Origin of the sequence: Kitasatospora sp. NPDC002227 (assembly GCF_040296285.1) — a bacterium.
Classification (GTDB): Bacteria; Actinomycetota; Actinomycetes; order Streptomycetales; family Streptomycetaceae; genus Kitasatospora.
In genome coordinates this window covers 1-11,132 of record NZ_JBEOWY010000098.1, presented here as the reverse complement: position 1 = coordinate 11,132, position 11,132 = coordinate 1, and the positions used below count along the sequence as shown (strand labels likewise).

Genomic DNA, 11,132 nt, shown 5'->3' with positions numbered 1-11,132 from the left:
CAAGACCCGCACCCGATACGACGAAGCGACCGCCTGGTCGCACCACGCCCACCTCCATGCCGCTTGACCTCAAACGTCATGGGGTGTCTGACCCGCCCGGGGGCCGGCCGGGAGACCCACCGGCCCCCTACGGGCGCGACCGGTCCCGTTCCGCCCAGGTGATCAGGAGCAGCAGCGCGTCGTCCCCCAGCTCCCCGCCGGTGTGGCTCAGCAGGTCGCCGAACAGCCGCCCCACCGCGGCCTCAAGCTCGGCCGGGGAGCGCGCGGCGCCCCGCACCAGCGCCCCCGCCCGCTCCGCGAGCGGGTAGAACTCGCCCGACCGGTGGTGCCGGGCCTCCACCACCCCGTCGGTGCACAGCACCAGCACGTCCTCCGGCCCGAACGGCTGCGCCAGGCTGACCGGCCGCCCGGTGGCGAACTTCCCGAGCCCCAGCGGCACCCACGGGTCCGGCGCCTCGAGCACCGTCACCGTGCCCTCCCGGCTGACCAGCATCGGCGGCACGTGCCCGTAGTGCAGCAGCTCCACCTCACCGGCCGTCCGGAACTCCGCGAACAGCGCGGTGGTGAACTCCCCGTCCGGCACGTGCCGCTCCACGCTCGCCTCGATCCGCTCCGCGACGGCGTACAGCCCGTTCTCGTCGTACGCCGCCTCGCGGAACGCGCCCAGCACCACCGCCGCCGTCTGCACCGCCCCCAGCCCCTTGCCGCGCACGTCACCGACCAGCGCCCGCGTCCCGAGCGGGGTGTCGAGCACCGAGTAGAGGTCCCCGCCGATCCGCGCGGCGTCCGCCGCCGACACGTACCGCACGCCCAGGCGCAGCGGCCCCACCGAGGGGCCGGGGCTGCTCAGCAGCGCCCGCTGGGCCGCCTCCGCGACCGAGCTGACGGCGGCGAACTCGGCCGCCCGCCGCATCCGCAGCCGGGCCACCCAGGCGCTCACCAGGCTCAGCGCCGCGAAGCTGAGCAGCGCCCCGAACAGGAACCGGCTGTCGTGCAGGTTGTCCATCCGGTCGTAGTGCGAGAGCCCGAGCAGGATCAGCAGCCCGGCGAGGCAGACCAGCAGCAGTTCGACAGGGCGCAGCGTGAGCGCGGCGATCGAGGGCACCACGACCATCAGCGGAGCGAAGTACCGGTCCCGCCCCGAGAGCAGGTCGGCGAGGGTGACGGCAAGCATCGAGAGGACGGCCGGGGCGGCCCGCCGGGTGAGGGACAGATCCTGCAGGTCGGTCGCGAGGATCGCGCGCTCCCGCCGGGCCGGTGGCAGCGCACTGGCCTTCGGGGCCGTGGGCGCCTGGGCACGTCGAATCCGGAGCACGTACCGAACATATCGGACCAACCGCACCCGCGCGCCGCGCCCGTGAGCGCGGTACGTCACGGATCAACTACCCTCTGTTGCGGGCGGTGGTCCCGCCTCTCGGGGAATACCCCCTGGGGGTACGATGGTTGGAGCGAGGGCAAGCCGCGCACACACCGCACGCTACTCAAGGACAACTCCGGAGGCACCGATGTCGAGCACCATCACCTACAACGTCAGCGGCATGAGCTGCGGCCACTGCGAGAAGTCCATCACCTCCGAGGTCTCCGGCCTGGAGGGCGTCACCGAGGTCGCCGCCGACGCCAAGGCCGGTACGGTGACCGTCTCCTCGCAGGCGCCGCTGGACGAGGAGGCCCTGCGCGCCGCGGTCGACGAGGCGGGCTACGAGCTGGTCGGCCGCGCGGCCTGACCCCCCGGCCGGCCGCCCCGCACCCGTGGGGCGGCCGGCACCAGCAAGGAGCACAGCAGCATGACCGGCACCACCACCGAGGCCCCCCGCCACCAGGTCGAGCTCGCCATCGGCGGCATGACCTGCGCCTCCTGCGCGGCCCGGATCGAGAAGAAGCTCAACCGGCTGGACGGTGTCCTCGCCACCGTCAACTACGCCACCGAGAAGGCCCACGTCGCATACGCGCCCGAAGTGAGCGTCGCCGACCTGATCGCCACCGTCGAGAAGACCGGCTACACCGCCGAGCTCCCCCCGCCCCCGGAGCCCGTCGAGCAAGCCCCCGCCGCGCAGCCCCCCGATCCCGCTCTCGAACGCCTGCGGATCAGCGCGGTGCTCACCCTCCCCGTGGTGCTGCTCTCGATGGTCCCGGCCCTGCAGTTCGACAACTGGCAGTGGCTCGCCTTCGCCCTCACCGGCCCGGTCGTCGTCTACGGCGGCCTGCCCTTCCACCGCGCCGCCTGGACCAACCTGAAGCACGGCGCGGCCACCATGGACACCCTGGTCTCGCTCGGCACCCTGGCCGCCTTCGGCTGGTCCGTCTGGGCGCTCTTCCTCGGCCACGCCGGGATGACCGGCATGAAGCACTCCTTCTCGCTCACCGCCGAGCCCGGCTCGGCCGCCGGCACGCTCTACCTGGAGACGGCCGCCGCCGTCACCACGCTGATCCTGCTCGGCCGCTGGCTGGAGTCCCGCGCCAAGCGCCGCGCCGGGGCCGCCCTGCACGCCCTGCTCGACCTCGGCGCCAAGGAGGTCACCGTGCTGCTCGACGGCCGCGAGCTGCGGCTGCCCGCCGCGCAGCTGGCCGTCGGCACCCGGTTCGTGGTCCGCCCCGGCGAGAAGATCGCCACCGACGGTGTGGTGGTCGAGGGCAGTTCGGCCGTGGACGCCTCGATGCTCACCGGCGAGTCCGTCCCGGTCGAGGTCACCGTCGGCAGCCAGGTCACCGGCGCCACCGTCAACGCGGGCGGGCGCCTGGTGGTCGAGGCCACCAGGGTCGGCGCCGACACCCAGCTGGCCCGGATGGCCCGGCTGGTCGAGGAGGCGCAGAGCGGCAAGGCCGCCGCCCAGCGCCTCGCCGACCGGATCTCGGCGGTCTTCGTGCCCGTGGTGATCCTGATCGCGCTCGGCACCCTGGTCGGCTGGCTGCTCACCGGCGGCAGCCCCGCCGAGGCCTTCACCGCCGCCGTCGCGGTGCTGATCATCGCCTGCCCCTGCGCCCTGGGCCTGGCCACCCCGACCGCCCTGCTGGTCGGCACCGGCCGGGGCGCCCAGCTCGGCATCCTGATCCGCGGCCCCGAGGTGCTGGAGAGCACCCGCCGGGTCGACACCGTGCTGCTCGACAAGACCGGCACCGTCACCACCGGCACGATGACGCTGGCCGCCGTCCACGTCGCCGAGGGCACCACCGAGGAGGAGGTGCTGCGGCTCGCCGGGGCCGTCGAGCACGCCTCCGAGCACCCGATCGCCACCGCCGTCGCCCGGGCCGCCGCCGAGCGGCTCGGCGCGCTGCCGCCCGTGAGCGAGTTCCGCGCCCTGCCCGGCCGGGGCGTGCGCGGGCTGGTCGAGGGGCGCGAGCTGACGGTCGGCCGGGGGCTGCTGGCCGAGGAGGCCCTCCCGGGGCCCCTGGGCGCCGCCCGGACGGCCGCGGAGGCCGCCGGGCGCACAACGGTGCCGGTCGGCTGGGACGGCGCCGTACGGGGCCTCCTGGTGGTCTCCGACGCCGTGAAGCCCACCAGCGCCGAGGCCGTCGCCGAGCTGCGGGCGCTGGGCCTGCGGCCGGTGCTGCTCACCGGTGACCACCGGGCCGTCGCCGAGGCGGTGGCCGCCGAGGTCGGCATCGAGGAGGTGGTGGCCGAGGTGCTCCCGGAGGACAAGGTCGCGGTGGTGCGCCGCCTGCAGGCCGAGGGCCGCTCGGTGGCCATGGTCGGCGACGGGGTCAACGACGCCGCCGCGCTGGCCCAGGCCGACCTCGGCCTGGCGATGGGCACCGGCACGGACGCCGCGATCGAGGCGGCCGACCTCACCCTGGTGCGGGGCGACCTGCGGGTGGCGGCCGACGCCGTCCGGCTGGCCCGCCGCACCCTGGCCACCATCAAGGGCAACCTGTTCTGGGCCTTCGCCTACAACGTCGCGGCCATCCCGCTGGCGGCCACCGGGCTGCTCAACCCGGTGGTGGCGGGCGCCACGATGGCCTTCTCCTCGGTCTTCGTGGTCACCAACAGCCTCCGGCTGCGGCGGTTCCGAGCAGGCTGAGGGGCAAGGCCGCCTAGCGGCCGAGCAGCTCGCCGCCGTTGCAGTGCAGGATCTCCCCGGTGATGAACCGGGCGTCCTCGGAGGCCAGGAAGACCACCGCCCCGGCGACCTCGCCGGGCTCCCCGATCCGCCCGAGCAGGGTCCGGGCGGCCCGGCGGGAGACCTCGGCCTCGTCCAGCCGGGGCCCGAAGAACTCGGTGCCCGAGACGGTGCCCGGCGCCACGATGTTGGCGGTGATCCCGGAGGCGCCGAGCTGGGCGGCCAGGAAGTGGTTCCAGGCGTGCAGCGAGGCCTTGGCGGCCCCGTACGAGCCGGCCCCGCGCAGGGCGGCGATCGAGCTGACGGTGATGACCCGCCCGGTGCCGGGGGTCAGCCGGTCCCGGATCGACTCGGTGAGCAGCACGGCGGTGAGCACGTTCCGCTCGAAGTCCCCGCGCCAGCGGGCCAGCACGGCGTGCGGGCCGGCCCCCATCGGCGTCTCCCGGCTGCCGGCGTTGTTGACCAGCACGTCGACCTGGGCGGGCAGCGAGGCCAGCGCGGCCTCCACGTCGTCCGGGTCGGCCAGGTCGCAGGCCAGCGGGGTGACGTCCGGGCCGAGCTCGACGGCGGCGCGCTCGAGGACCGACCGGCGCCGGCCCACGATGACGACCCGCTCGCCCAGGTCGACGAACCTGCGGGCGACCTCGAACCCGATCCCGGTGCCACCGCCCGTGACGACGATGTTCCTGGCGTCCTGCCTGGCCATCTGCGCGCTCCCTCCCCCGTCCGGCCGCGCGCAGCTGTTGGTGGCGGGCGGTCCGTACCGGAATGCCACGATTCCTATCACGCTGGGTTGCGGCCGGTGCGGGGAGGGTGAGGACGCGCGTCGGAAGCCGTGTGCTATGTGAAGGACACCACCCGCACACGGAGCGTGGCGAGAGCCAATTCACACCCCCCAGGCGTAACTTTGCAGAGGCTGTTACGTCTTACCTTTTGTAGTGCGGCAGGTTCCGATGTGCGCCCGCGTGTTGAACGGCAGCACGCTCATGCGCGACCATCGCTCTGTCGCCGACGGGGCTCCGGCGGGCCCCGTGACGGCTGCCGATCACTTCGGTGGCCTTCGCGCACGACGCCGGGGGCGGCCGGGCCGGGAACGCTTTGAGCGGCCGTTCCCGACCCAGCGTCGCCCCCAGGCGTCGTGCGCCGCGTACGAGAGAGGGCCCGGCTGCTTCAAGCAGCCGGGCCCTCTCGGTCAAAGCGTCAGAGCATCAGAACGTTCAGCGGTCGCCGAGCTCGACGTAGTCGCGGATCTCGACGCCGGTGTAGATCTGGCGCGGACGGCCGATGCGGCTGGTCGGGTCGTTGATCATCTCGTGCCAGTGGGCGATCCAGCCCGGCAGGCGGCCGAGGGCGAACAGCACGGTGAACATGCTGGTCGGGAAGCCCATCGCGCGGTAGATCAGGCCGGTGTAGAAGTCCACGTTCGGGTAGAGCTTGCGCGAGACGAAGAAGTCGTCGTTGAGCGCGTGCTCCTCGAGCTTGAGGGCGATCTCCAGCAGCTCGTCGGACTTGCCGAGCTGGCCGAGCACCTCGTGGGCGAGCAGCTTGACCTGCGCGGCGCGCGGGTCGAAGGCCTTGTAGACGCGGTGACCGAAGCCCATGAGCTTCACGCCGTCCTCGCGGTTCTTCACCTTGGTGATGAACGCGTCGACGTCGCCGCCGTCCTTCTGGATCTGCTCCAGCATCTCCAGCACGGCCTGGTTGGCACCGCCGTGCAGCGGGCCCCACAGCGCCGAGATGCCGGCCGAGATCGAGGCGAACTGGTTGGCGTGGCTGGAGCCGACCAGGCGCACGGTGGAGGTCGAGCAGTTCTGCTCGTGGTCCGCGTGCAGGATCAGCAGCTTGTCGAGGGCGTTGACGACCACCGGGTTGAGCTCGTAGTCCTCGGCCGGGACGGCGAAGGTCATCCGGAGGAAGTTCTCGACGTAGCTGAGGTCGTTGCGCGGGTAGACGAACGGCTGGCCGATCGACTTCTTGTACGCGTAGGCCGCGATGGTCGGGAGCTTGGCCAGCAGGCGCACGGTCGACAGGTGGCGCTGGGCCGCGTCGAACGGGTTGTGGCTGTCCTGGTAGAAGGTCGAGAGCGCGCCGACCACGGAGGACAGCATCGCCATCGGGTGCGCGTCACGCGGGAAGCCCTGGTAGAAGCGCTTCACGTCCTCGTGCAGCAGGGTGTGCTGGGTGATCTCGGCATTGAACGCCTGGAGCTGCTCGCCGTTCGGCAGCTCGCCGTTGATCAGCAGGTACGCGGTCTCGATGAAGCTGCCCTGCTCCGCGAGCTGCTCGATCGGGTACCCGCGGTACCGCAGGATGCCGTTGTCCCCGTCCACGAAGGTGATCGCGGACTTGTAGGCAGCGGTGTTTCCGAAGCCGTTGTCCAGGGTGACCAGGCCGGTCTGCGGGAGCAGCTTCGAGATGTCGAAGCCGGCATTGCCCGCAGTGCTCTCGACGACGGGGTACTCGTACTCGCCGTCCTGGTACCGCAGTACTACCGAGTTGTCGCTCACGTCTTCCTCACCGACGAAATGAAGTCCTCTGCCAAGGTGCCCTGACTGTCTCTACCATCCCCCAATCGAGGGACAGCCGCGCACCCGGGGTTGCCCTGGAAGGGCTTCGCCCTACAAAAGCTTGCGCCGGAGCCGGTACGAACCGGACAAGATCGGCGCCAATCTAGGCTCCGCCTTAAATCTCTTCACGTCAAGACAACCTCAATGAACAGAGGCTCATTGGACAATCATCCAGTCGACAGCCGATGATCAAGCCCGGAGTGCCGCCGACCTGCACTGACCGCCCGCACAGCCTGTGCAATCGCTCTGCGTGACCCGACGAGCACAACCAGTCGTTTCGCCCGGGTGACGGCCGTGTAGAGCAGGTTCCGCTGCAGCATCGTCCAGGCCGAGGTAGTGACGGGAATCACCACCGCCGGATACTCACTCCCCTGCGAGCGGTGGATCGTCACAGCGTAGGCGTGAGCCAGCTCGTCCAGCTCGTCGAAGTCGTACGGCACGTCCTCGTCCTCGTCGGTGCGCACCGTCAGCCGCTGGTCCTCCACACTGAGCTCCGTCACCACCCCCACGGTGCCGTTGAAGACCCCGTTCCGGCCCTTCTCGTAGTTGTTGCGGATCTGGGTGACCTTGTCACCTACCCGGAACGTCCTGCCCCCGAAGCGGCGCTCCGCCAGGCCCTCCCGGCCCGGCGTGACAGCCGCCTGCAGGAGCGTGTTGAGGTTCCCCGCCCCCGCCGGGCCCCGGTGCATCGGCGCCAGCACCTGGACGTCCCGGCGCGGGTCCAGGCCGAACTTCTGCGGGATCCGCCGGGCCACCACGTCCACCGTCAGCCCCGCCGTCCGCTCGGTGTCCTCCTCGGCGAACAGGAAGAAGTCCGCCATGCCGTCCGTGACCGGCGGCAGCCCCTCGTTGATCCGGTGCGCGTTCACCACCACACCGGACTGCTGCGCCTGCCGGAAGATCCGGGTCAGCCGCACCGAGGGGATCGGCCCGCCCTCGGCCAGCATGTCCCGCAGCACCTCGCCGGCCCCCACCGAGGGCAGCTGGTCCACATCCCCCACGAACAGCAGGTGCGCCCCCGGCGCCACCGCCTTCACCAGCTTGTTGGCCAGGATCAGGTCCAGCATCGAGGCCTCGTCCACCACCACCAGGTCCGCGTCCAGCGGCCGGTCCCGGTCGTACGCCGCCTCACCGCCCGGCCGCAGCTCGAGGAGCCGGTGCACCGTCGACGCCTCCGCCCCCGTCAGCTCCGCCAGCCGCTTCGCCGCCCGCCCGGTCGGCGCCGCCAGCACCACCTTGGCCTTCTTCGCCAACGCCAGCGTCACGATCGACTTCACCGTGAACGACTTCCCGCACCCAGGACCGCCGGTCAGCACCGCGACCTTCTCGGTCAGCGCGAGACGCACCGAATCCCGCTGCTCCGGCGCCAGCTCGGCCCCCGTCTGCCGCGCCAGCCAGCCCAGCGCCGCCTCCCAGTCCACCTCGGCGAAGCCCGGCATCCGGTCCGTCTCCGCGCGCAGCAGCCGCAGCAGCTGGTTCGACAGGGACACCTCCGCCCGGTGGAACGGCACCAGGTACACCGCCGTCACCGGCTCCCCCGCCTCCCCCGGCACGGCCTCCCGGACCACCCCCTCCTCGGCCACCAGCTCGGCCAGGCAGTCGATCACCAACCCGACGTCCACCTGCAGCAGCTTCACGCCGTCCGCGATCAACCGCTCCTCCGGCAGGTAGCAGTGCCCCTGGTCGCTGCTCTGCGACAGCGCGTACTGCAGCCCCGCCTTCACCCGCTCCGGACTGTCGTGCGGGATGCCCACCGCCTGCGCGATCCTGTCCGCCGTCAGGAAGCCGATGCCCCACACGTCCGCCGCCAGCCGGTACGGCTCGTTCTTCACCACCCCGATCGAGCTCTCGCCGTACTTCTTGAAGATCCGCACCGCCAGCGAGGTCGACACCCCCACCCCCTGCAGGAAGACCATCACCTCCTTGATGGACTTCTGCTCCTCCCAGGCCGCCGCGATCATCTTCGTGCGCTTGGGCCCCAGCCCCGGCACCTCGATCAGCCGCTTCGGCTCGGTCTCGATGACCTCCAGGGTCTCCACCCCGAAGGCCTCGACGATCCGCTCCGCGAAGCGCGGCCCGATCCCCTTGATCAACCCCGAGCCCAGGTACCGCTGGATGCCCTGCACCGTGGCCGGCAGGACGGTGGTGTAGTTCTCCACCACGAACTGCTTGCCGTACTGCGGGTGCGACCCCCACCGCCCGTGCAGCCGCAACGACTCCCCCGGCTGCGCCCCCAGCAGCGCCCCCACCACCGTCAGCAGGTCGTTCGCCCCACGCCCGGTGTCCACCCGGGCGACGGTATAGCCCGTCTCCTCGTTGGCGTAGGTGATCCTCTCCAGCACCCCCTCCACCTGGGCGAGCTGACGCGGCACCGCGGCCCCCTGCGCCTCCACTGCCCGCCGCTGTGCGTCCATCCCGCCACTCCCTCCGGTCACCGCCCGCTACGCACCGTACCGCCCGGCACCGACAGCGTGGTACTGCGGTTGTCACCGCCCCGAACAGGGCCGACGATGCGAGAGGGGGCCCTCAACACGCGCGTCCGCCCGGACGGACCGCCGAAGGAGCACATCCCATGCTCACCACCGACTACGCCCACGGCGCCCCGAACTGGATCGACCTCGGGAGTCCGGACACCTCCGCCTCCACCACCTTCTACCGCGCCCTCTTCGGCTGGTCCTTCTTCTCCGCAGGCCCGGAAGCCGGTGGCTACGGCTTCTTCCAGCAGGACGACCGCACCGTGGCCGCCCTCGGCCCCCTCTCTCCCGGCGCCCGGTCCGCCTGGACGCTCTACTTCGCCGCCACGGACGCCGACGCCGTCACCGAGCACGTCCGCGCCGCCGGGGGCACCGTCCGCTTCGAGCCGATGGACGTCTTCACCGCCGGCCGCCTGGCCGGCTACACCGACCCCACCGGCGCCGATTTCGCCGTCTGGCAGCCCGGCGAAACCCTCGGCCTGGATCTCGTCACCGCACCCGTCAGCCTCTGCTGGACCGAGCTCTACACGGCCGATCCCGAGGCCGCCAAGGCCTTCTACCGCGCCGTCTTCGGCTGGCAGGAGCAGGACGTCCCCTTCGGCGAGACCACCTACACGGTGCTCACCCCGGGCTCCGGCGGCACCGACGACGGCCAGGGCGGCATCATGCCCCTGCAGCCCGCCCAGACCGCCGCCGGCGTCGTCTCCCACTGGCTCCCGTACTTCGAGGTCCCCGACACCGACGCGGTCGTCGCCAAGGCCCAGGAACTCGGCGGAGCCGTCCTCCTCCCCGCCACCGAGGCCCACGGCGTCGGCCGCTTCGCCCAGCTCGCCGACCCGCACGGCGCCCACTTCGCCGTCATCACCAGCGCCGCCCCAGGGGAGTGACGCCGGCTCACCGCTCTAAGCTCCTGATCATGACCACGGACCCCCTGCTCCTCCGCCCGGCCGAGCGCGCCGACCTCCCCGCGATCGTCGCCCTCCTCGCCGACGACACCCTGGGCGCCACCCGCGAGTCGCCGGACGACCTCACCCCCTACGAAGCCGCCTTCACCGCCCTGGCCGCCGACCCCAACCAACACCTCACCGTCGCCACCCGCGCCGGCCAGATCGTCGGCACCCTCCAGCTCACCCTGATCCCCGGCTTGTCCCGCCAGGGCTCCACCCGCGCGCTGATCGAAGCCGTCCGCGTCGCCGCCACCGAACGCGGCACCGGCCTCGGCACCCAGCTCATCGAGTGGGCCATCACCCGCTCCCGCGAACTCGGCGCGGACCTCGTCCAGCTCACCTCCGACAACACCAGGACGGACGCCCACCGCTTCTACGAGCACCTGGGCTTCACCGGCTCACACATCGGCTTCAAGCTGTCGCTCTCCCGATGACCGACAGCTACCCCTACCGGATCAGCAGCAGAACCGAGGACGTCCTACTGCTCTGGCACCGCGGCGAGGGCGACGCCAAGGACACCCTGGCCGTCGACGACGGCGGACGGCTCCTCACCTTCGCCGGGTACCAGGCGCTGCGGAAGCACTGTGCCCTCATCGGCCACGAGTTCATGGAGGATGAGGAAGAAACCGTTCTCGACCTGGACACCGTACGGCGGTGGGTCGAGCACCGGCTGCCCGGCCACATGTCGGCCGGCCTGCTCCTGGACGCGTGGAACTCCCTCGAGGACCTCGCCCGCAGCGTGAAGACCGCCGCCTCACTCCCCGCACGGGATGCCGTCCAGGACAGCGCCTACGACAAGCTCTTCCTCTTCCGCCGCAACGTCTTCGCGACGGACCATGGCGAGGAGGCCTGGACGGCGGAGGAGACCGCTGCTGCGCGCGAACTTCTCCGCGCCGGGATCGGGATGTGGGAGCAGGCCGTACGCGATTCCGTTCACGTGCCGCGGTAATGCTCCGGTGGAAATCCCCGGAAATGCGAAAAGCCCCGACCGGTCTCCCGGTCGGGGCTTCTCTGAAAAATTGTTCGGCGGCGTCCTACTCTCCCACAGGGTCCCCCCTGCAGTACCATCGGCGCTGTGAGGCTTAGCTT

At 71.7% G+C, this 11,132-nt stretch carries 9 protein-coding genes and 1 rRNA gene; 5 read left to right on the top strand and 5 right to left on the bottom strand.

The features are described 5' to 3' along the window. Positions 1–127 precede the first annotated feature (127 nt). Positions 128–1,315, bottom strand: a complete 1,188-nt coding sequence (locus ABT095_RS38115; RefSeq protein ID WP_350534224.1) for a PP2C family protein-serine/threonine phosphatase — start codon at positions 1,313–1,315, stop codon at positions 128–130. A 190-nt stretch (positions 1,316–1,505) separates the two neighbouring features. Here ABT095_RS38115 and ABT095_RS38110 point away from each other — a divergent pair, with 190 nt between their 5' ends. Continuing rightward, complete coding sequence (locus ABT095_RS38110) at positions 1,506–1,724, top strand: heavy-metal-associated domain-containing protein (RefSeq protein WP_350534223.1); 219 nt, start codon at positions 1,506–1,508, stop codon at positions 1,722–1,724. Between the two features lie 60 nt (positions 1,725–1,784). Then, positions 1,785–4,016 carry a heavy metal translocating P-type ATPase gene (locus ABT095_RS38105; RefSeq protein ID WP_350534222.1) on the top strand — a complete coding sequence of 744 codons (2,232 nt, stop codon included), beginning with the start codon at positions 1,785–1,787 and terminating at the stop codon, positions 4,014–4,016. A 13-nt stretch (positions 4,017–4,029) separates the two neighbouring features. On the opposite strand, the gene ABT095_RS38100 is transcribed toward ABT095_RS38105, so the two are convergent. The 3 genes from ABT095_RS38100 to recD2 all read right to left on the bottom strand — a co-directional run bounded on the left by ABT095_RS38100 (position 4,030) and on the right by recD2 (position 9,036). After that, positions 4,030–4,761, bottom strand: a complete 732-nt coding sequence (locus ABT095_RS38100) for an SDR family NAD(P)-dependent oxidoreductase (protein WP_350534221.1) — start codon at positions 4,759–4,761, stop codon at positions 4,030–4,032. 511 nt (positions 4,762–5,272) lie between these two features. Beyond that, positions 5,273–6,562: a citrate synthase gene (locus ABT095_RS38095; protein WP_350534220.1), complete on the bottom strand. Its 1,290-nt coding sequence runs from the start codon at positions 6,560–6,562 to the stop codon at positions 5,273–5,275. A gap of 227 nt (positions 6,563–6,789) precedes the next feature. Next, positions 6,790–9,036, bottom strand: coding sequence for an SF1B family DNA helicase RecD2 (gene recD2, locus ABT095_RS38090; RefSeq protein ID WP_350534219.1), 2,247 nt, complete (start codon positions 9,034–9,036; stop codon positions 6,790–6,792). Positions 9,037–9,194: 158 nt separating this feature from the next. Between recD2 and ABT095_RS38085 the strand changes: the two genes are divergently transcribed. The 3 genes from ABT095_RS38085 to ABT095_RS38075 are packed head-to-tail and all read left to right on the top strand — an operon-like array spanning position 9,195 to position 10,992. Continuing rightward, complete coding sequence (locus ABT095_RS38085) at positions 9,195–9,983, top strand: VOC family protein (RefSeq protein WP_350534218.1); 789 nt, start codon at positions 9,195–9,197, stop codon at positions 9,981–9,983. 29 nt (positions 9,984–10,012) lie between these two features. Next, positions 10,013–10,477, top strand: a complete 465-nt coding sequence (locus ABT095_RS38080; RefSeq protein ID WP_350534217.1) for a GNAT family N-acetyltransferase — start codon at positions 10,013–10,015, stop codon at positions 10,475–10,477. Beyond that, positions 10,474–10,992, top strand: a complete 519-nt coding sequence (locus ABT095_RS38075; RefSeq protein ID WP_350534216.1) for a hypothetical protein — start codon at positions 10,474–10,476, stop codon at positions 10,990–10,992. The genes ABT095_RS38080 and ABT095_RS38075 overlap by 4 nt, the downstream gene beginning before the upstream one ends. A gap of 72 nt (positions 10,993–11,064) precedes the next feature. On the opposite strand, the gene rrf is transcribed toward ABT095_RS38075, so the two are convergent. Then, a 5S ribosomal RNA gene (rrf, locus tag ABT095_RS38955) occupies positions 11,065–11,132 on the bottom strand; the annotation flags it as partial.

What these genes read in the sequence shown, in the direction of transcription:
- recD2 (WP_350534219.1), bottom strand. Translation starts at nt 9,036, where the DNA reads ATGGACGCACAGCGGCGGGCAGTGGAGGCGCAGGGGGCCGCGGTGCCG.
- ABT095_RS38080 (WP_350534217.1), top strand. Translation starts at nt 10,013, where the DNA reads ATGACCACGGACCCCCTGCTCCTCCGCCCGGCCGAGCGCGCCGACCTC.
- ABT095_RS38100 (WP_350534221.1), bottom strand. Translation starts at nt 4,761, where the DNA reads ATGGCCAGGCAGGACGCCAGGAACATCGTCGTCACGGGCGGTGGCACC.
- ABT095_RS38085 (WP_350534218.1), top strand. Translation starts at nt 9,195, where the DNA reads ATGCTCACCACCGACTACGCCCACGGCGCCCCGAACTGGATCGACCTC.
- ABT095_RS38110 (WP_350534223.1), top strand. Translation starts at nt 1,506, where the DNA reads ATGTCGAGCACCATCACCTACAACGTCAGCGGCATGAGCTGCGGCCAC.
- ABT095_RS38075 (WP_350534216.1), top strand. Translation starts at nt 10,474, where the DNA reads ATGACCGACAGCTACCCCTACCGGATCAGCAGCAGAACCGAGGACGTC.
- ABT095_RS38105 (WP_350534222.1), top strand. Translation starts at nt 1,785, where the DNA reads ATGACCGGCACCACCACCGAGGCCCCCCGCCACCAGGTCGAGCTCGCC.